Consider the following 20724-nt stretch of genomic DNA (forward strand, 5'->3'; position numbering starts at 1 on the left):
AAGAAACACCATGAAGAAGCCGCGCATCTACTTCCACAACGACGGCCGCCATCCGCTGATCTACATGCACGAGCCTCCCATGCAGAAGGAGGAGTACGAAGCCGCCGTGGACGAATTGTTGGGAACTCCCGTCGAAGCACTGGTCTTCTCCTTGGGCGAGGGGCGGACCATGCTCCACGACACGAAGGCCGGCGAGCTCTGGGGGCACAACGTGGAGAAGTGGCCCCATCTGATCTGGCGGCGGGCGCATCAGAACGCCCGCATGATGATCGATGCCGGAGATGATCCGCTTCGAGTCGTCGCCGACCGGGCCCGGAGCGAGAACATCCGCTTCTATCCCTCCCTCAACGTGCAGTGGCCGGCCGTCAAACGGGGGGAGGGGACCGTCTGGGTTCGAGTCTCCGACTTTCGCTGGAACAACAAACACCTGGAAATCGGTGCCGAGGGGGACGTGGACCCCGGGTATCCCGGTTTCGGGTGTCTGGATTTTCGGCATCCGGAGGCGCGGGACGAACGCTTCGCCATCGTGGAGGAGACGGTCCGGCGGTATCCGGTGGACGGCTTCGAGCTCAGCCTCAACAGTTTTCCCTATTTCTTCGCTCCGCACCGGATCGACGAGGGACGCCCCATTCTCACCGAGTGGGTAAGGCGGGTTTCCGAGACCGTCCGAGGCAGCGGCGCGGTTCGGGAGCTGCTGGTGAAAGTGCCCACCAACCTGGCCGGCGGCTACTCTTTGGGATTGGACGTCGAGGAGTGGATTCGCCAGGGGCTGGTGGATGTCCTGGTGGTTCAGGACCAGCCGGGCGTGGTCAACCAGATGGCCGACTTCCGTCCCCTGGTGAAGGCCGCCCGAGGAACGGGCACCCGGATCGTCGCGGCGATCCAGAGCAGGGTCGAGACCGACCGGCTGGATGTGGAGACCATCGAGATGCTCCGGGCCACGGCCTGCAACTACTGGGCTCAGGGGATCGACGGAATGTACCTGGACCGGGGCTGGTTCCTGGACTGGCCGTATGAGGCTCCTTTCTACCAGAAGCTGCGGGAGTTGCCCTATCCGCACGTGATGGAGACCCGCGACAAGCATTACCACCTGCTGACCCAGCCGGGCCGGGGGGCCGAAGACACGGTCCTTCAGACGCGGGCTCCGCTCCCGGCCGAACTGGAGGTGGGCCGGCCGGTCAACCTCGATTTCACCATCAGCGACGATCTGCCCCGTTGGGATTCGGTGGGACGGGTCCATCGGGTTCTGCTGAGGATTCGGGTGAGGCAGACGACCGAGCTGGATCGCTGGCGGTTTCGACTCAACGGGCGGGAGCTTCCTGAAGATTCTCTCCGGAAAATCAATCATATGTACAAGATGCACGCCCCGCGGCAGCGGATCTCAGGCTATTGGTTCGTCTTCACGCTGGAGCGCGGCCACTGGCCCAAGAACGGGGCCAACCGAATGGAGATCACTCTGTTGGAGCGGGACCCGGAGGTGACCAAACCGATCAGGGTCCGCGATCTGGAGTTGGAGACCCGGTACCTGATGGGAAAGAACTTCCACCGGGAATACGTGGACCCGGACCTGGGTCCCTATGAATTCTCCACCGCGTAGGAGAGGGGACATTCCTGTCCCCGGTCTTCTTTTTTGTGCAGGTCGGCGGTGGGGAAGTGTAAAAGGGGGATTATCGAGACTCCACCACGACCGTATCCAGCTTGTCCTTTTCCCGGGCGACCCCGATGATCATCAGTTCCAGGGAAGAGTCCGGGCCGCCGGCGATGGAGTGAGCTTCGCCCAGGAGGACAGGAACAGCGTCTCCATCCGCTACCGGGGCGGTTTCTTCCCGGTCCCCTATGCCGAGGCGGAAAGTTCCGGTCCCGGCCATCACGTAGAACACTTCCTCCACACCCTGGTGCCGGTGCTTCCCCAACGAGGTTCCCGGAGGAAGGAGCAGGTGGTCCACGTAGGCCCAATTGGTTCGGAACACCTCCGGTGAGAGCGCCCGCCGGTAAAGGACGGTTCCGGTCCCGCCGAGGAGCCTGTCCGTGGCCTTGAGCAGCCGGCGGTCCAGCCGCATGGTCATGAAGACGGGCACCGGATCTTTGGGCGCGCCGACCCGGTCGTCCCCCAGATCGAAGGCATCGTACTTTCGCTTGACCGAGGAGACGGCGATGTTCATCCACTCGGTGGGCCGGTCCGTCGGATTGTAGATGCCGTGGGAGCTTCCCTGGGTGCAAGGCGCACCGGCCGGACCTTGAAGCGTGGAGGTCCTTCCGTCGATGGTGAACTCGGCCTCGTTGTCGAAGATGACGTACATCTCCTCCATCCGGTTGTGGAAGTGGTGGCCGATACCGCCGCCGGGATGCAGCACGCCCCGGTGGACGAACAGGAGATTGGTGGACAAGGCGTCCCGTCCCAGGAGGGTCATGTAGGCCATCTCACCGGCGCCGCCGTGAACGGCCTTGATGGTCCTCAGCGTCTCGGGCGCCGTGTGTCCGATCCGTTCCGCAAGCGGCTTTTTCTGGGCTGTGGCCGAAGTGAAGAACAGCAGCATGAGGAGAACGACTTTCATAGGCCTATCCAGGTTGGCGGCACCGGCGCCGGACCGCAGCAACCCACGCGGGAGGTCGATCAGAGTAACCCCGTCAGGAGATGCCGCCGGCATCACCACCCGCGGCGGTTTCCCTCCAGGACGATTCGACGATAGACGGCGGGCGGCAACTGAAAGTCGCGGAAGACCTTCAGCTTGTAGCGGTCGTTCAATAAATTCTTGAGGCTGATGTTCCGCTTCAGGTTCCTGTCCCGGGGCCGCCTCCGGTCGGCCTCGTCCCGGGCCCTCTGTTCAGCCTTTTTCCATGCCATGAAGATGTCGCGGCGAACCGAGCTGTCCGATGGAAGATCCGCGACGAAAGCAACGGGGCGCGCCACCGACTTGTGCACGTAGCGGGTCGCCGCCGAGAAGAGATGAATGGCGTACCAGTTGCCTTTTTCGTCCTCCAATTGGAAGACGTCGTGGCGTGCCGCCTTGGCCACGATTCCGGCGCCGCGGCGGGGCGCGTTACGGATATTGGCGATTCGGGTCCTGATCTCGACGTAATGGGCCGCACTCAGCAGCGGTCCACTCAGAAAGAGCAGGATCAATCCGAGGCAGACCGACGGCGCGGGTCTCATTCGCCCGCTAGTCTCCCGAACGGAAATTGGCGTCGGAAGAGGATTCCGCTTCCTGGGAGTCGGCGGACGGTTTTCTGATTCGAGGCTTCATATGGGTTCCGGACCCCGGACCCATGGGCTTGAGCTTCGACACCTCGTGAAAATGAAAACCGATGGTCTCAGGCTCGGCCTCCTCGAGATCCGGATCTTCGCCGAAGTCGTAGCGCTCTACCGGAGCCAGACCTTTCTTCCGTTCGAAACGCCGCTGGCGCTTCAGGTTGGCCTTCTCCATTCTGCGCAACTCTTTTTGCCGCTTGAGGTAGGACTGTCGAGACTTCCTGGCCATACGGAGAACCTCCGGGGGATTGAACACCAAGGGTTTCGAGAGTTCCGCCCGGCGAGCTTAAACTCTACATGGAACCTTGAAAATATTCCAGCGAGCGGCTTCCGGCCGCCCGCCCTTTTGGTTGAAATCCTTTCCGATGACTGTCAAGTTTGGTAGTCAGATCACCATGTCACACATCCGGCGGCTCCTCCCGGCCACCCTCCTCCTGGCGATTTCAGGCTTGGCTCTGGCGCAGGAACGGCGTGTTCCCGAACGTGGATACACGGACTGGCGAGTGTACGGAGGCACGGCCGAAAGCATCCGCTACTCGGCATTGACCCAGATCCATCGTGGAAACGTTCAACGGCTGGAGTTGGCCTGGACGCACGACACGGGAGATGCCACGGAAGACTCGGAGATGCCGTGCAATCCCATCGTCATCGACGATGTTCTCTATGCCTTGACGCCGACACTGCGAATCTTCGCTCTGGAGGCGGCCACCGGCAGGTTGATCTGGCGAGTCGAGCTGCCCGGAGAATTCACGCGCGCCCAGAGGCGCCTCCGGGGATTGGCTTGGTGGGGGGATGAACGGGAGGGGCGCATTTTCGCCACCAAGGGGCCGTACCTCTATGCCCTGGACGCCCGCAACGGCCGGCTGATACCAGGGTTCGGCGATTCGGGGCGGGTCGATCTCAGAGTCGGCTTGGGGCGTCCGACCGAGACTCTTCGAATCTGGGCCAGAACGCCGGGCGTGGTCTACGGGGACCTCCTGATCCAGGGCAGCGTCATGAGCGAGGGTCTCCCGGCACCGCCCGGCGACGTCCGCGCCTACGACGTGCGTTCCGGCGAGCTGCGCTGGTCTTTCCACACGATTCCCCGTCCGGGAGAGATTGGCTACGAGACCTGGCCGGAGGACGCTTGGAAATATGCCGGAGCCGCCAACAGTTGGGCGGGCATGAGCGTGGATTTGCAAAGGGGAATGGTCTTCATCCCCACGGGGTCGGCCTCCTTCGACTTCTACGGCGCCAATCGCCACGGCGACAATCTCTTTGCCAATTCCCTCATCGCGCTCCGGGCCGCGACCGGAGAGCGCGTCTGGCATTTCCAGTTCGTCCGCCACGATCTCTGGGATCGGGACATTCCGGCTCAGCCCTCGCTGGTCACGGTGAAGCGGGACGGGCGGCTGGTGGACGCGGTGGCGCAGACCACGAAGTCGGGTCACGTCTTCGTATTCGACCGGGAGCGGGGAACTCCCCTGTTCCCCATCGAGTACCGGCCGGCGCCGGAAACCGACGTCGTGGGGGAACGGGTCGCCGCCACCCAGCCCTTCCCCCTGAAGCCGCCTCCGTTTGCGCGGCAGCGGCTGACCGAGGAGATGGTCACGCGCCGTACTCCGGAGGCGCATGAAGCCGTCCTGAAGTGGTTGAGGAGCCTGCGAAACGAAGGACCCTTCACCCCTCCCAGCCTCCAGGGGACGGTCATCTTCCCCGGGTTCGACGGTGGAGCGAATTGGGGAGGGGCCGCCTTCGATCCCGAGACCGGACTGCTCTACGTGAATGCCAACGAAATGGCGTGGGTCCTGCGATTGGTGGAGACCTCCCGGCCCGATCAACCGTTCGGCGGACAGCAACTGTACCTGGACCGGTGCGCCGGCTGCCACCGGGCGGACCTCCGGGGGACTCCGCCCGAATTCCCGTCTCTTGTCCACCTGAGAAATCACTCGAACGAGCAGGAGGTCGTCCGCATGATCCGCGAGGGCGGGGGCCGGATGCCCGGTTTCCACCAGTTGGAACCGGACGAGCTCCAGGCGGTGGCTCGCTATCTCCTGAAGGGCGAGGATGCTCCTCTGAGCAGAAAGGGGAGGAAAACCCGGGACCCGGTCCTCCGTTACCGGCACGCCGGCTACGACAAGCTGTTGGACCCGGACGGATATCCGGGCGTCGAGCCCCCTTGGGGCACGCTGACGGCCGTCGATCTGGACCGGGGAGAAATCGCCTGGCAGATTCCGTTGGGAGAATTCCCCGAATTGGCCGCCCAGGGGCTCCGAAACACGGGGACCGAGAACTACGGCGGGCCGGTGGTCACCGCCGGCGGCCTCGTCTTCATCGGGGCCACCAACCATGACAGCAAATTCCGGGCCTTCGACAAGGCCACGGGCCGCCTGTTGTGGGAGGCCGGCCTTCCGGCTGGAGGGAATGCCACTCCCGCCGTGTATCAGGCCGGGGGACGCCAGTTCGTGGTCATCGCCGCCGGAGGCGGCAAATCGGGGGCGCCGTCGGGGGGCAGCTATCTGGCGTTCGCCCTGCCGGATGGGGAAACTGAAAACGATCCCTGAAACGAAAACGGTCGCGGCCCTCCGGTCGGTTGCCGATCTGAGCCGACTCGCCAATGGCAGGCTCCCAGCTTCTTGTGTGAGTCCGGCAATTTCATGTGGAGACTGAATTCGATCGTCGCATCGGCATGGCTTCTGACCTGTTCTCAGGTGACGGCGGCAGAGCTCACCCGGTTTCCCATCGGCGGCAGTGGTATTCCCAGTGCGATCCGGGTCGGCAGAGCGGGACTGGCGCACACTGGAATGATTGTCGGAGCCGAGGCAGGACAGGGGGCGTCCGGTATTTCCCGGATCGCCGCGCAGGTCGAGGCCATTGCCCGGCATTACGGGTCGACGCTTGCAGACGTGGCCAAATTGAACCTCTACGTCGCCGAACCCCAACCTGGTCTGATCCGCCGGATCGAAACTGAAATCGAGCAGGCATGGTCCCGCGAAGCCTGCCCCGCCCTCACGCTGATTCCATCGCCGATTCCGGGTGGCGCGTCCGTCGCCGCGGACGCCGTCATCGCCGTGCCCATGAATGATGGCGCGGTCACCCGATTCGGCAACAAGGCATCCGTGATGCCGCCGGGCCGCGACATACTCTACGTATCCGGCCGCGTGGGTTCCGGCGCCCTGGCGGAAGCCACGACGGAGACCATGCGGCAACTCTTCGACGTGCTGGCGCACCTGGGGAGCACCCGGGCCGACGTGGTGCAGGTCAAGGCCTTCATTCAACCCATGTCCCATTGGGAGACCGTCCAACTTGAAATCGACCGAGCCTTCGGGAACGTCTCCTCGCCGCCGGTGGTCTACGTCGCGTGGACGTCCCCGTCACGCGCCACCGAGATCGAATTGATCGCGGCAGCGCCCGATCGGCAGAAGAAGGAAATGACCGTCAGCTACATCACGCCTCCCGGTGACCAGGCGTCCCCGGTCTACAGTCGTGTGGCGCGGGTCCACGCCGGCGAATTGATCTACATCGGTGGCATCGTGGCCAGCCTTGTAGATACGCCGGAAAGCGAAGTCCGTTCGGTCCTCGATGAGTTGAAGCGCGTTGCTGAGGCGGCCGGGTCGAACCTCAATCACTTGGCCAAGGCGACCTATTACGTCTCCGGCAGGCCGGCGTCGCAGATGCTGAACCAATTGCGGCCCGAGTACTATCAGCCGACCCGGCCGCCGGCCGCATCCAAGATCTCCGTGGCAACCATCGGCATCCCGGACCGCACCCTGTTGGTGGATATGGTCGCGGTGCCGGCGGGCCAGTGAAACAAGTGAGACCGGTTTAGCCGGCAGATCCCTTGGCCCGGGAATCCCTCTCCCGGTTTGCCGCTTCGATAGAGGGAAAGTACTGAACACCTTTCGGCGCTACGGGTCGCGCCAAGCGGCGGGAAAACTCCCATAGCCGCCGGATGCGGTGGGCGAGGCGAGGATGATTCGAGTCGGACCATAGGGCACGGCGCGCGTCGTCATGGTCCTTGAATTTGGTGACCGGCACACTGGTCCTCCAAGCTGAACTTTTCACTTAACGCCGCTGCGTCAGCCTTGTCAATTGGACGAACCGTCCCTTTCTTCCATTCGGTGGAGTGTCGCAGCCGTGGCCAGGCGAATCTTGACCCCTTCCAACTCGACCACCTCGACATCGAGATCGTCGAATGCGAATTCGGTACCCAGCCGAGACAACAAGTCGATGGCAAAATCTCCATTTGGAGGGCCATAGCGGATGACGGGGTATGCGTCAGCCATCTCACAGGCCTTGATTTCTTCGATTTGAGGGTCGTTCCAGACCGCCCTCAGCGCGGCCTTGAAGCGTTCCACGTTCCCGTCTTGCAGCCGAACGAAAAAGTTAATGTCTTCGGTAGCCCGGATGATCCCGTGGAGGTTGAGTGCGGCTCCCCCGACCAACACGTATTCGACCCGGTGCGCCTCGAGTTCTCGCAGAAGTTGGAGGAACCGGTCGAAATTCATGGATGTCCTGCGAAAAGAGTAGCATGACCCGGCTATGGTAACTTGAGGATCTCCCGGTCCATTTTGGGGGAAGGGTTCCGTTGTTGCGAAAGAGAAGGGTTCAATTCGATCGCCGGCGATTCCTTGCCGGCACGGCGGGCGCCATGGGACCGGCCGTCTTCGGACGATTGCCGCTCCCTCTGATGGCGAGTCAAAGTGTTCCGCCCCCGGCTCCGGATTGGGACGCCGGCAGGGTGCGCCATCTCCTTCCCACGGTCAGCGATTCCCGGATGCTGGTGAAGGTCTCGTTCAACGGTCCGTTGCCGGACACGCCCAAGCTGCGCATCGGATCTGCCGAGTTTGCGGGCCGGATGAACGACACGGCAGGCGTTTTCTGGCAGTTCTACGCCATCGGTCTCGAGCCGAATACTCCGTATTCCCTCTCCCTTGCGGGTGGTGACGGACGGGCGCTGTGCGAACCGTGGAAGCTTTCGACATTTCCGGCGCCCCATACCCTCCCCGAGCGGTTCCGGCTGCTCTTTTTCACCTGTGCGGGCGGTCCGGGCGGGAGCTATTCGGGGATCGGCAAACGGAGCGGGTTTCTCCCCGCCGCCATCCGCAATCGGCTGCTTCGGCGCGCGTTGTCTCTCCGGCCGCATGCCGCCGTGGCCAATGGCGACCACATGTATTGGGATCTCCACACCTGGTTGGGGGACGGCGTCGGGGAACTCAGTCCCGGCGGACGGGAGTCCAACTTCGATTTTTCGGCTTCCCCGTTCGGCGGCAGCAACGAAGCGGCGCTGAAGGCGGCGGCCGGGCCGCAGATCGTGCCGGTGTACGGCGTGGACTTCAGGTCGACGCCGGTGTTCTTTTTGCAGGACGACCACGACCACTGGGAGAATGACGCCGCCAGCGACGAGCTGGTCAATTTCCCCATCCCCTGGTTCCAGCTCCAGTTGGCACGGGCGACCCAGCAGCTCTACTATCCGGAGTTTCTTCCCGACGTCCGGCGTCCGGCGGGATTGCCCTGGTCGGGAGTTGGAGACCGGGGCGACCTGTCCGAGAGCTTCGGGACCATCCGCTACGGGAGGCTCGCCGAGGTTCTGCTCTACGACGTGCGCCGGACGCTGAGTCTGGCAGGACCTACCGCAGTCTTCGTCGAACGTCAGGTTGAGCAATGGTTGCTGGAGCGCACCGGCTCCAACGAAGTGCGGCATCTGATCCACGCTCCCTCGAACCCCTTCGGGTGGAGTGCGGGCAAATGGGGAGAATGGTATCCGGACGTGCTGGACCGGGAGGCGGGCGCCCTGACGACGGCGGTTCCGAAACCCTATTGGCAGTCGGGATGGCTCAAGCAACACGACCGGTTGGTCAGGGCGATCGCCGCCCAGCCCTCGCGGGTTCCCCTGGTGGTCAGTGGAGACCTCCATGCCATCGGCGTGGGGCGGATGCATCGCGCCGGGAAATTCGAGCTGAAGGACAATCCGTTGACCGCGGTCCTGAGCGGCCCCATCGGCACTTCGATCCGAGGCTTTCCGTCGGTCGTCCGCGGCATTGGCGCCACACCGCCGGCACACCTGGACCTGGAGGAGACGGTCCCGCCGGTGGAGGAGCACGGTTTCACACTGGCGGACTTTCTGGGCGACCGGATCATGCTGCGGCAGTACAAGTGGGACGTGAACAGTCAGCCGCTGGAGGCCATCGACAGCCTGGAGCCGTTCCAAACGACGGAGCTGGGAGTCGGTCGCTGACCCGGAATCGGTGGTTGACAACCCCCGTTCCCAGGCTACCAGTGGACCCGGAACTTGAGGATCTGGTGTCCCGCCTGAATGAAGACCAGCCCCTCGTCCGCCCGGCTGACGGCCACGGCGTGGTGGCGGCCTCCCAAGTGGTCGAACAGCCCCTCGGCGTCGTCTGCCGTGATGGTGGCCAGGAGATCTCCGTTCTGGCTCAGAATCCACAAGAATCGGTGCTGAGGGCCGACGGGAACCACCGGGCCGATTCCGCCGACGTCGGGGGGACAGTGGAAACCGGCGGCGTAGATGTTCTCCCGGCTGTCGACGCAGATTTGGCGAGGCTGAAAAATCACGCCGTCGCCGATGGATCTTTGGAAGTTTCCCTGGAGGTCGAACACCTGGATGCGGTTGTTCTCGGTATCGGAGGCATAGAGGTCACCGCTGGCGGGGCCCACCGCCAAGCCGTACGGACCCTCGGGAGAGGTGGCGCCGCGGCCGGTCTCGTGTCCGTAGCGGCCCCTCAACGGTGATCTTCCGGCGAATTGGCCGGCTCTCTCGCCATGTCCGCCGAACGCCGCCACGAAACGGCCGCGATGATCGAACTTTTGAATCCGGTTGTTTCCGCCCAGATAGGTGTGGGTGTCGCTGACGTAGATGTGCCCGTCGGCGTCGAAGGCCAGGCCGTTGGGACCGGCCCCGCCGAACTGACCGGGACCGTTGCCGTAGCTGCCGAACATCATCCGGAAGGAACCGCCGGAATCGAATTTCTGCACCCGGTTGTTCCAGGAGTCGCCGATGAAGAGGTTGTCGTCCGCATCGACTCCGATCCCCCGGAACATGAAGAACTGCCCCGGTGCGGTGCCGTGGCGGGGTCTCCCGTCCGATCCGACGGCTCCCAGCGACCACAACGGTTCACCGTCCGGGCTGATCCGCTGAACGCGATGGTTGGTTTCGTCGGCGACCAGGATCCGGCCGCGGCTGTCGGACGCGAGCCCTTCGGGGTTGTGGAACTGACCCGGCAGGCGGCCGCCCTGCTTGGGTCCGAAGGCGTTCAGGAGTTCGATTCCTGGGCCCGTCACCATTCCACCCGGTAGCTGAAGATCAGATGATCGCCCTGCACGTAGACGATGCTCTCATCCAACCGGTCCACAGCCAGACCGTATCCGTGCGCGTGCAGGCCGGCGCCGTAACGGTGCCGCATCTGGTCGTGGGTCTCGGTCAGGCCGATCCTGCCCAGAGGAGTCCCATAGGCCGAAAACACCGATACCCAGCGGGCTTCGGCCTCCAACCTCCATTGGCCGGGACGGTTCAGGTCGTGGACCGCCATCGGCGGTTCGTGCATGTGGACTCCCGAGACGTAGACCCGCCCGCTGCCGTCCACCGCCACTTGGCGCGGTCGAAAGATCTCGCCGGCGCCGATATGAACGGGAGGAACGGTGGGTCCCCGGAATCCGATCACCCGATCGTTGTCGCAGTCGGCAACGAAGACCATACCGCCTCGGAGGTGCTCTTCCGCCAGGTGGCCGGCTTGGGTGTTGACGGCGATGCCGGCGGGTCCGATGGGACCCGGACCGATTCCGGGCCCGTGATCGAAGCCGTACTGGCGAATGGGAGCCGCGCCGCCGAACTGCCGGGGCCCGGTGCCGTAGCTTCCGAAGTGCTCCAGGTAATCTCCGGCGGGAGTGAAGATCTGGACCCTGTGGTTGCCGCCTTCGGCGGTATGGCTGTCGCTGACCAGCACCCGGCCCTGCTCGTCGACGGCGATCCCCAGAGGTCCATCTCCACCGAATTGTCCCGGCGCGTTTCCCCAGCTCCCGAACAGAGTCAGCAGGCCGCCCTCCGGCGAGAATTTCTGGACCCGGCAGTTCCGGCTGTCGGCGACGTAGACGTTGTTCCGGGGGTCCACCGCGATGGCTTGGGGACTGTCGAATTCCGACTGGGCCGTGCCGCGCCGGGGCCTCCCGGACGAGTCCTGTGCACCGACGGACCAGAGCCGGCGGCCGTTCCGGTCCAGCTTCACGATTCGGTGATTACCGGTGTCGGCGACCAGGAGGTTCCCTTCATGGTCCGAAGCCAGGGCTGACGGATTTCTGAATGCCGACTCGCCATGACCACCGTCATGGATACCCCAGGTTGCCAGAAGAATGACCTTGGGCCTATCCACGCCGTTTTCTCGCGAGTGGGATGAACCTGTTGCCTGAACCGGCTCCAGGCCACCGAGTCGTTACTCCGTCTCCATCACGACCCTGGTCAGTAATTCCTGTTGTGACACAGAGAAAGTCGATTCAGATAGAGTTGCTGAAATTCTTCTTCGGACAGATCGGGAAACCTGCGACGTAAACCGTCACGAAAAAGTTGCCGGACATTGTCGGAGATTTCAAACGCCTTGGCCAGCCGCTGCCGGGCGGTCATACGGCGCAAAACGGCCAAGTAGATCCTGTGATCAGGCTGTGGTTTCAAAGCCACCGGCGCCGAGTCTAGCACAGCGAAACCAGGGCCATACGAATATCGAATTCAAGTGGGGCAGGGAGGGATGCCGCCGTTTTGTTGGTGCCGGGAGTTGGAGTCGGCAACTGGATCGAAGGGGATTTCGCTGTACTATACGGAACGGTCAAGTTCGAGGGAACGGAAACCTTGGGAGATGCACCTTGTGTCGCGATACCCATCGTCGGAGCTTCGGGTGCCGGGAACTGGAGAAACGCCATGCCTATTCTGATTTGCATCTTGGCCTTCTTGCTGATGCCGCTTTCGGCATTCGCCTCGGACCACAACACCCTCACCTCGGAGGAGGCCGCGGCGGGATGGATCCTGCTCTGGGACGGCAAGACCGAGTACGGCTGGGAATGGCATGGGGACGCCCGCTGGAAGGTGGACGACGGAGTGCTCCGATCCGACGGCGGCGGGTATGGGTGGCTGGGCACGACCAGCATGTTCGGCGACTTCGAGCTCAGCCTGGAATTTCGCACCGCAGAGGACGGGAACAGCGGCATCTTTCTCCGCTCCGCCCGCAGGGGGCCGCCCCACGAGACCGGGTACGAACTCCAGGTCTACAACCGGCAGCCGCAGGGCTACAACACAGGCAGCCTGGTCTTCTATGTGAAAGCGGAACCCGCCCGGTTCGAGGGTGGCCAGTGGAACCGGTACGAGGTTCGCGCCGTGGGGAGCCGTTTCGTCGTGAAGCTCAACGGGAAGCAGGTGCTGGACGCCAATGACTCGTCGCATGCCGTGGGCGTGATCGGGCTGCAGTACAACGTGGACAAGCCCATCGAGTATCGCAATATCAAGCTCAAGCCGCTGGGGTTGAGCCCGCTCTTCAATGGACAGGATCTGAGTGGTTGGCGGAAGGTCGATCGCCCCAACCGGGACGACGTGCATGAATGGTCGGTGAGGGACGGGATCCTCCACGTGGAGAAGGGCGCCGGACAACTGGAGACCGAGAAGGAACTCAAGAACCTGGTGCTGCAACTGGCGATCCGGACCAACCCGCCCCACGCCGGCCACCATCCCAACAGCGGCGTCTTCTTCCGGGGGGAGAAGGGGGTCTTCTGGAGCGGGTACGAGTCCCAGATCCGAAACGAGTTCCGCAACGGCGATCGCACGCAACCCCATGACTTCGGCACGGGGGGACTCTATTTCTACGTGCCGGCCCGCGAAGTCATTCCCGAAGATGGAGAGTTCTTCTACAAGACGGTCATCGCCCATGGCCGCCATCTGGCGGTCTGGGTCAACGGCGTCCAGACCAGTGACTGGGAAGACCCGCGGCCGCCCGGCAACAATGCCCGGCGCCAAGCCCGGCTGGTTCCCGGTGTGGTCAGCCTTCAGGCCCACGATCCCACCACGAACCTGGACTTCAAGAACATCCGGGCCGTCGAGCTGCCGGAGCGTTGACCGGCGTCACGTGCGCCGGTTTCAGGACGCCGGTCCCTTGCCGGCGTTGATGCCGAGTTCTCGCCGATAAGCCTCGAGCGACAGCAGGTCGTCCGGCATCACGTTCCCCACGTTCACTTCGGGGCCGAATCGATCCACCAGGTCGCGCCGCATCCGATGGATGTGGTGCGACGCGACACCGGGGATCCAGGGTCCGGGGAGTTCGAACATGACACGATCGAGACCGACGGCCGCCACCGTTTCGTCGACCTCGCGACAGGTCGCGTCATCGGCGTGAACCAGCTCCGCGGCCTCCAGCAGGATGATGCTGGCGCCGGCGTCCAGGCAGGCCCTGGCGTCGTCGGGAAAGCTGGGACCGTGGGAGAGGCCCTCCTTCTTGCCGACCTCCCCCAGGACGCCCATCCCGAATCCGGACACGGCTTCCTCGATGACCCGGACCTTCCATTCCAAAGGGACGTCGGCCACGTTGTTGGAGACTTCGATCCAGCGGTATCCGGCCCTTCGGCAGGCCGGAAGGTAGAGATCGGCTTTCCCGTGGACCTGGGCGTACTCGAGATACTGGCCGCCGGGGAAAGCCTCGATCCGGTGAGCCCGGTAGGCCTCGATCTTCTCGACCAGGACTGCACCCGTGAGCAGACGCGACAGACCGACGGCGATCTTGGCGAAGTCGATGTAGGGCGCCGCGGTGGCGGCCAGGTCGTTCTGGTGGCCGGCGCCAAGGCCCCAATCCACGACCATGGTCAGACCCGACGACCGGGGCTTCCGGCTGCGCGGAGCGCCGTCCAAGCCGGCGAATATGTGCCGTTCGTTCATCCGGACCCGGCTGGCGTCATCGAGTCAGTTTTCGGTTCTTGGGATCGTAACGGGGAATGGACACCACCGTCGCTGCGCATGGCTCCTCGAAATAGTCGATTTCCAGGCGGCTTCCCGGCAGAGAGGCCTCTGTGGGGAGATAGCTGAACGCCAGGTTCTCCTGAACCGTATAGCCGTAACCGGCACTGGTGACGTAGCCCACAGTGCTTGCCTCGAAGCGGACCGGCTCGGCTCCCATGAGCACCGTATCGGGGTCTTCCAGCCGGAGGCAGCACCATTTCCGCCTCACCCCTTCGGTTTCGATCCTTTCCAGCGCGGCCTTTCCCAGAAAGTCCTTCTTGTCCATGCTCACGGCGAAACCGAGACCCGCTTCCAGTGGGTTGTATTCCGTGTGGACGTCGGCGCCCCACAGCCGGTAGCCTTTTTCCAGTCTCAGGCTCTCGAAAGCTCCTCCTCCCGCTGCCGCCGCTCCCAGGGATTGACCCGCCTCCCAGAGCGTGTCCCACAAATGCAATCCGTATTCCGTCGGAACGTAGAGTTCCCATCCAAGTTCTCCCACGTAGGAGATACGGAGAGCGACCACCGGCACGTGGCGCACGTAGATCCGCTGGGCCGTCAGGTAGGGAAAGGCCTGGTTCGACAGGTCGTTCTCGCTGACGGATTGGACCAGCTCCCGGGCGGCGGGACCCCAGACTCCCAGGCAGCACCATGCCGACGTCAGGTCCCGGATCTGGACCCGGCTCTTCCGGTCCAGATGGAGGCGGAGCCAGGCCAGATCGCGCATACCCGTCCCGGCTCCCGTGATGACCCAGAAGCGGTCCTCCTCCAACCGGGTGATGGTGAGATCGGCCTCCATCCCGCCGCGGCGGTTCAGCAGGGAGGTGTAGGTGATTCGGCCGGGAGGCCGGTCCATCCGGTTGGCGGCCAGGTGTTGGAGGGAGGCCAGGGCGCCCGGACCCGCGACCTCCAGCTTGGTGAAGGGGGTCAGATCGAACAGGCAGACCCGCTCCCGGGCGGCGCGATGCTCGGCGCCGATGAGGGGGGACCAGTAACGGGCGCTCCAGCCCTGTCGTCCGAGTCCTCCCTCAGGGGCCGGGAGGCGCTTGCTGGCGGCGAACCACTGGGGCCGTTCCCAGCCGGCGTTCTCGAACATCTCCCCTCCCAGTTCCTCCAGGCGCGGGTGAAAGGGGCTCAGTCGTAGCCGGCGCGGACGCTCGATCTGTTGGTTGGGGTGGATGACGTCGTAGACTTCGCGGTACTGCGTTCGTCCTCGAGCCAGGACATAGGGCCGGCTGGGGACATGGGCGTGGAAGCGATTGCAGTCCAGGTCGCGCAGGTCCAACGGGGGAAGACCCTCCACCATGTACTGGGCGATGGCCCGGCCCACGCCGCCGCCGTGAGTCAGCCACACTCCCTCCGCCAGCCAGAAGCCCTCGAGATGGGCGGATTGTCCCAGCAATGACTGGCCGTCGGGGGTGAAGGCGAAGATCCCGTTGAGGCGGAAGGGGAACGATGCCTCCCGCAGGCAGGGGAACAGTTCCCTGGAGTCGGCCAAGGCGTTGTCGAAGTGGTGGGACGGAAAAGGACGGAGCGCCGGTTGGGGAGCACCCGACGGATCCGGACCCAATGACTCGACGTCCACCGGCAGCGGCTCGTGCCGGTAGGAGCCCACGCCATAGCGGTCGAAGTCCTGCCGGGAGTACATGGAGCGATCCTGGTGCCGGAGGATCGGTTGTGTGACCTCGTCGCCGGCTCCGGCTAGCGCGGGCAGGGGACCGGTCCGGGCGTAAAGGTGCTGCATGGGCTGCATGGGGACGGGAACCCCCGCCATCCTGCCGACTCGCGGGCCCCAGATTCCCGCGCAGAGAAGAACCTTCCCGGCTTCAATGCGGCCTTGGCTGCAGACCACTGCCGTCACCCTGCCATCGCGTGATTCGATGGAGGTGACCCTGGCGTCGGGCATGAAGAGCGCGCCCCGGCTCCCGGCCTCCCGGGCCAGGGCCTTCAAGATGCGGACCCCCTTTCCCAGACCGTCGGAAGGGACGTGGTAACCGCTGTATATCCGCCGGGAATCGATCTGGGGAACGAGGCATCCGACCTCTTCCGGAGTCAGGATCCGGGCCGGCAATCCCCAGGAGCGGGCCAGACCGGCACGCCGCTTCAGGTCCCGGTGCCGCTTCAGGCTGCCGGCGACTTCGATGCTTCCCACCGGATAGAAGCAGGAAGCTTCCGATTGGGAACCCAGTTCGCGGTAGAGCCGGACGGTCCACTGGGCCAGCTTGCAGACGGTCCGGGAAGGATTGGTCTGGAAGACCAGTCCGGGAGCGTGGGAGGTGGACCCAAGGACCTGAAACAGAGGCCCCTGATCCAGAACGACCACATCGTCCCAACCGTAACGGGTCAGGTAGTAGGCGGCGCTGGAGCCCACGACGCCGGCCCCGATAATGACCAACCGGGCTTGGCGGGGGAGTCTTGGGGGATCCATGAATGCGTGCGTCCTTGGAGGCGGAGCCTCCGTCCGGCCCGGATTCTATCGTCCTGGAAGTGACCGGAACAACACCCGCTGATCGTTCGCCGCCGTTGTCGGCGGGAAGGGAGATCCGGTCGACTGCCGTGACGACTTTTGCCACGGGCTGTTAAAGTTGCCCCTCTCCTACGGGAACCGAATCGGATGATCCTCTCCTTCGTCCTCTATCTGGTGGTCCTCTTGGGGCTGGGCCTCTATGCGTCCCGTTTCATCAAGAGCCTGAAGGGGTTCCTGCTGGCCGACCGCTCCATGGGGCCGTTCGTCACCGCACTGTCTGCCGAAGCCTCCGCCATGAGCGGTTGGCTGCTGATCGCAATCCCCGCTCGCGCGTTCACCTACGGACTCGCCGCCATCTGGGTGGGATTGGCCTGTGTCATGGGGGACGCGGTGAGTTGGCTGTCGGTCTCCAAGCGGTTGCGGCGGCAGACGGAGCGGCTGCGGGCCCTGACCTTGCCCGAGTACTTTGAAAAGAGGTTCGCCAAGGAAGGAGGGTACGCCGTTCAACTGGTAGCCACCCTGGGAATCATGGTCTTCATGCTCATCTACCTCTGGGCCCAATTCGTGGCCGCGGGCAAGGCCATGTCGGCCATTCTGGACTACGTCGATTACCCGGAAGCCACGCTGCTGGCTGCCATCATCATCATCGTGTACACGCTGCTGGGAGGATTCCGGGCCGTTGCCTGGACCGACTTCCTTCAAGGATTCATGATGCTGCTGGCCCTCACCATGCTGCCCCTGATCTGCCTGGCGAAAGTGGGCGGCTGGAATGCGCTCATGGGGCACCTTTCCCAGGTCTCCTCCGAGATGCCCGGAACCGCCAGTTCCAACCTGGATCACTGGTTCGCGGGGCTGACGGGGCTGGTGCTGTTCACCTTTCTCTTCGAGGACGCCGGAGTGGGGGTCGGCTATGTGGGTCAGCCTCACATCAGCGCCCGCTACATGGCGGTGCGGAAGGTCGCCCACCTGAAGACGGCTTTCATGGTGTCCGTCTGCTGGAACCTGCTGGCCGTTTCGGGAGCCGTGCTTCTGGGGCTGACCGCCCACTATTGGTATCGATTCGCCGCCGCAGAGACGGTGCAGTCCCGCCTGGATTCCGCCCTGATCTTCAACGTGGAGCAGGTTCTGCCCATGATGGCTCGCCAGGTTCTGGATCCCTGGGTCGCCGGAATCCTGGTCTCGGCCACGCTGGCCGCCATCATGTCCTCGGCCGACAGCTTCCTGCTTTCCGCCGCCAGCTCCATGACCCGGGACGTCTACCAGCGCATCTTCCGGCAACAGGCATCGGAACGGGAACTGCTCAAGATATCGAGAGTGGTGACCATCGGACTGGGAACGGGCGCTCTGACACTGGCTCTCTCCACCGATCCCTGGGATCCGGAGGCCACCGTCTATCAGCTCGTCCTGTACGCCTGGGGTGGACTCTCCGCTTGCTTCACCGCGCCCCTGGTCATGGCCCTCTTCTATCGGAAAATGACGCGAGCCGGGTGTCTGGCGGGCATTCTGATCGGCGCCGGGACCAGCTTGGTCTGGCGCAACATCGAGGCCCTTTCCTCCGTCGCCTACGAATTGATCCCCTCGGTGATCGTCTCAGGCTGCACCATTTGGGTCGTCTCACGACTGACCTGGAACGGTGACCCCAAGTAGCGCTGAACCGGACTAACCCGATTTTTCGACCCGGGCCCCCTGCGTGTCCAGGTCCAAGACCCGGAACTGGGCGCGGGTCCCTGCCGCCGCCAGAGTGCGGACCATCCAGGCGCCGACCTCCGCTTCCCGGTCGGCCACCAGGGCGATCACGGTGGAGCCCGAACCGCTGATGAAGGTGCCCAGGAGCGAGGCGCTCCAGTCGCTTTCCGGGGGAGGTCCGGCCAGCACCTCATCAAGTCCCGGCACGAGGCTCGCCCGGTATGACTGGTGGATCCGATCCAACGTCGCTTCCCGCAGAAGGCGGGCCTCGCCGGTGTGAAGGGCATGCACCAACAGAGAGGCGCGCTGGATGTTGAACACAGCGGTGGCCAGATCGTAGGACCGGGGCAGGATGGCGCGGGCTTCGGGTGTGGAGATGGCCTGATCCGGTACGGCCACGACGAATCGGCAGCGCAGGGCGGAACGCAATCGCAGGGAATGCACCCGGGAACCGGATGTCCAGGAAAGGACCCATCCGCCCAGCAGGCTGGCGGCCAGGTTGTCGGGATGGCCTTCCAGGGGAAAGGCGATCCGGAGGGCGTCGCCGTCGGAAAAGCGTTCCCCCGTGATCTGCTCCGCGATCTTGATTCCCGCGATGATGGCGGCGCCGCTGCTGCCCAGCCCGCGGGTGAGGGGGATGGGGTTGCCGATGCTGAGGCGAATCCCGGGCAGCCCGGCGCCCAAGTTGGAGAACGCGGTCCTCAGGGAGCGGTCCAGGACGTTTTCTTCAAGGGGCAGGCTCCAATCCGGAGGCCACTCCACTCCGACTCCCTCGATGGGCTCCACTCCGATGGTCAGGTAAAGGCTCAGGGCTGCCGAGAGAGTATCGAACCCGGGTCCCAGATTGCTGGTGCTGGCCGGAACGCGGACCTGGAAAGGATCCCAGCTCATCCGACGCTCGCCAGATCCTGCGGGTGGCTCCGGACCAATTCCAGCATGGAGTCCCGATCAGGCTCCCGGCCCGTCCAGGCCGAGAACTGGAGCGCCGCCTGCTCCACGAACATCTCCATTCCCGAAATGGTTCCAATGCCCTTTCGGGTCGCGAGCGCCAGGAGCTTCGTCTCCTCCGGCTGGTAGACCAAGTCATAGACCCACTCGAACCGCAGGTCCTGCTCGGCCAGCAGGGAGGCGTCCTCGTCCGGGGATTGGCCCACCGGGGTGGTGTTGACGCAGAGAAAAGCGGAAGCGGGGAGGTCCGGAAGGACGGTATGGGGACAGCCGTACGAGCGCGCAAACCGTCCGACCCGTTCCGGACTGCGTCCGGCCACCGTTACCCGCGCTCCCCGGGCGATCAAGGCCTCGGCCACCGTGTGGGCGACACCGCCGTTTCCCAGGATCAGCGCTTCTCTGCCGCGGATGGAGGCCCGGGAAAGAAGCGGCCGCAGGAACCCGCGATAGTCGGTGTTCAGGCCCTCCCACCGGCCGTCGTTGCGCACCAGCGTGTTGATTGCGGGCGCTGCGGCAGTGTCTCGGGATGCCAGGGCGGCGGCATCCTGCTTGAACGGCAACGTCACGCTGAACCCCTTGAAGGAGAGCCGGCTGCCCTCCAGGTAACGGAACCACGGCTCCAGCTCGTCCAGCCGAATCGGAAGGTAGAGCTGGCGGTCCAGCCCATGCCGCTTGAAGAGCCGGTTGTGGATCCAGGGAGACCGGGAGTGGGCCACCGGATTCCCCAGAACGGCATACAGATCGGGAGGCTGATTCCAGGAGTCGAGCCGGTAGAGGTCCACGGCGGTTTCCAGGCTGAACTGGCCTGGAGCCGTTCCCTCGCCCTCTTCCTCCGCCACGAAGGTCCAGGCGTTCCCCAGGAAAGCACCCAGGGCCCGGGAGGGCTGGCCGAAGTCCCCCATGCCCAGGAGCACGTAGGCTGCCCCCTGGGGGACCGATTCCATCCAGCTCAACAGGGTCACCAACTCCCGGGTGGAGGAGACCATCACGGCGATCTTGACCACGTCGCCTTCCAGGGCGTCGAGTCTGGAGTAGAGCCGGTTCAGATCTCCGGGAAAGGAGTCGAAGGAGTGGAAAGACCGGATCAGGCGTGTCGTGCCGGGAAACGGCGGGAGTTCCTGGACGTCATGTTCGACGTCGACCCAATGGAATCCGCTCCGTGCGGCCTCCAGGAGCAGGTTCAATCGATCGGCTTCCGGCCCCGTGTAGCCGCCCCCTTCGCGCGGGGGACGGCAAGTGGCGATGAACTCGGTCCCGGTGTCGGCCGGCAGGGGCGGGACCTGAGGTTGCGCGAGGCTGTCCAGGCGGCATTCGATGAGGGCCACCCGGCCCGCATATCGATGAATCTTGTCCAACAGGCGTGCCGGTGATTCCTCGCCCAGGGCAAGACAGAGTTTGGGCATGGGGGTCCAA

The 20724-nt window shown here is 64.3% G+C and carries 16 protein-coding genes; 6 read left to right on the top strand and 10 right to left on the bottom strand.

Annotation, left to right across the window (positions count from 1 at the left end; translation table 11 throughout):
• Positions 1–10 precede the first annotated feature (10 nt).
• Positions 11–1597, top strand: coding sequence for a hypothetical protein (locus tag OXT71_22055; protein ID MDE2929079.1), 1587 nt, complete (start codon positions 11–13; stop codon positions 1595–1597).
• A gap of 70 nt (positions 1598–1667) precedes the next feature.
• Here the strand turns inward: OXT71_22055 and OXT71_22060 are convergent, their stop codons facing one another.
• The 3 genes from OXT71_22060 to OXT71_22070 all read right to left on the bottom strand — a co-directional run bounded on the left by OXT71_22060 (position 1668) and on the right by OXT71_22070 (position 3479).
• Positions 1668–2555, bottom strand: coding sequence for a cupin domain-containing protein (locus OXT71_22060; protein MDE2929080.1), 888 nt, complete (start codon positions 2553–2555; stop codon positions 1668–1670).
• Between the two features lie 92 nt (positions 2556–2647).
• A complete protein-coding gene (locus tag OXT71_22065) occupies positions 2648–3154 on the bottom strand; it encodes an SH3 domain-containing protein (protein MDE2929081.1) in 507 nt (168 codons plus the stop codon).
• 7 nt (positions 3155–3161) lie between these two features.
• The gene (locus tag OXT71_22070; GenBank protein MDE2929082.1) at positions 3162–3479 is read right to left on the bottom strand and encodes a hypothetical protein; all 318 of its coding nucleotides are present in this window, start codon (positions 3477–3479) and stop codon (positions 3162–3164) included.
• 136 nt (positions 3480–3615) lie between these two features.
• Here OXT71_22070 and OXT71_22075 point away from each other — a divergent pair, with 136 nt between their 5' ends.
• Together OXT71_22075 and OXT71_22080 are read left to right on the top strand one after the other, a co-directional pair.
• Positions 3616–5793: a PQQ-binding-like beta-propeller repeat protein gene (locus tag OXT71_22075; GenBank protein ID MDE2929083.1), complete on the top strand. Its 2178-nt coding sequence runs from the start codon at positions 3616–3618 to the stop codon at positions 5791–5793.
• A gap of 93 nt (positions 5794–5886) precedes the next feature.
• Positions 5887–7038, top strand: a complete 1152-nt coding sequence (locus tag OXT71_22080; GenBank protein ID MDE2929084.1) for a Rid family hydrolase — start codon at positions 5887–5889, stop codon at positions 7036–7038.
• A gap of 279 nt (positions 7039–7317) precedes the next feature.
• Here the strand turns inward: OXT71_22080 and OXT71_22085 are convergent, their stop codons facing one another.
• Positions 7318–7737 carry a nucleotidyl transferase AbiEii/AbiGii toxin family protein gene (locus OXT71_22085; protein ID MDE2929085.1) on the bottom strand — a complete coding sequence of 140 codons (420 nt, stop codon included), beginning with the start codon at positions 7735–7737 and terminating at the stop codon, positions 7318–7320.
• Positions 7738–7817: 80 nt separating this feature from the next.
• Between OXT71_22085 and OXT71_22090 the strand changes: the two genes are divergently transcribed.
• Positions 7818–9467, top strand: coding sequence for a hypothetical protein (locus OXT71_22090; GenBank protein MDE2929086.1), 1650 nt, complete (start codon positions 7818–7820; stop codon positions 9465–9467).
• 35 nt (positions 9468–9502) lie between these two features.
• Here the strand turns inward: OXT71_22090 and OXT71_22095 are convergent, their stop codons facing one another.
• Both OXT71_22095 and OXT71_22100 read right to left on the bottom strand, forming a co-directional pair.
• Positions 9503–10534 carry an NHL repeat-containing protein gene (locus tag OXT71_22095; GenBank protein ID MDE2929087.1) on the bottom strand — a complete coding sequence of 344 codons (1032 nt, stop codon included), beginning with the start codon at positions 10532–10534 and terminating at the stop codon, positions 9503–9505.
• The gene (locus tag OXT71_22100; protein ID MDE2929088.1) at positions 10528–11616 is read right to left on the bottom strand and encodes an NHL repeat-containing protein; all 1089 of its coding nucleotides are present in this window, start codon (positions 11614–11616) and stop codon (positions 10528–10530) included. The genes OXT71_22095 and OXT71_22100 overlap by 7 nt, the downstream gene beginning before the upstream one ends.
• 539 nt (positions 11617–12155) lie before the next feature.
• On the opposite strand from OXT71_22100, the gene OXT71_22105 reads away from it, so the two are divergent.
• Positions 12156–13340: a DUF1080 domain-containing protein gene (locus OXT71_22105; GenBank protein ID MDE2929089.1), complete on the top strand. Its 1185-nt coding sequence runs from the start codon at positions 12156–12158 to the stop codon at positions 13338–13340.
• 21 nt (positions 13341–13361) lie between these two features.
• Here the strand turns inward: OXT71_22105 and OXT71_22110 are convergent, their stop codons facing one another.
• Both OXT71_22110 and OXT71_22115 read right to left on the bottom strand, forming a co-directional pair.
• Positions 13362–14153 (bottom strand): phosphosulfolactate synthase, encoded by a 792-nt coding sequence (locus OXT71_22110; protein ID MDE2929090.1) that lies wholly within the window; start codon positions 14151–14153, stop codon positions 13362–13364.
• A gap of 16 nt (positions 14154–14169) precedes the next feature.
• On the bottom strand, positions 14170–16638 hold the full coding sequence (locus tag OXT71_22115) for an FAD-dependent oxidoreductase (protein ID MDE2929091.1): 2469 nt from the start codon (positions 16636–16638) through the stop codon (positions 14170–14172).
• A gap of 186 nt (positions 16639–16824) precedes the next feature.
• Between OXT71_22115 and OXT71_22120 the strand changes: the two genes are divergently transcribed.
• Positions 16825–18324, top strand: a complete 1500-nt coding sequence (locus tag OXT71_22120) for a sodium/proline symporter (protein MDE2929092.1) — start codon at positions 16825–16827, stop codon at positions 18322–18324.
• A 12-nt stretch (positions 18325–18336) separates the two neighbouring features.
• Here the strand turns inward: OXT71_22120 and thrB are convergent, their stop codons facing one another.
• Together thrB and OXT71_22130 are read right to left on the bottom strand one after the other, a co-directional pair.
• A complete protein-coding gene (thrB, locus tag OXT71_22125; GenBank protein ID MDE2929093.1) occupies positions 18337–19254 on the bottom strand; it encodes a homoserine kinase in 918 nt (305 codons plus the stop codon).
• Positions 19251–20714 carry a type I 3-dehydroquinate dehydratase gene (locus OXT71_22130; protein ID MDE2929094.1) on the bottom strand — a complete coding sequence of 488 codons (1464 nt, stop codon included), beginning with the start codon at positions 20712–20714 and terminating at the stop codon, positions 19251–19253. Before OXT71_22130 ends, thrB begins: the two co-directional genes overlap by 4 nt.
• Positions 20715–20724 lie beyond the last annotated feature (10 nt).

The organism is Acidobacteriota bacterium (assembly GCA_028874215.1).
Taxonomy (GTDB): domain Bacteria; phylum Acidobacteriota; class UBA6911; order RPQK01; family JAJDTT01; genus JAJDTT01.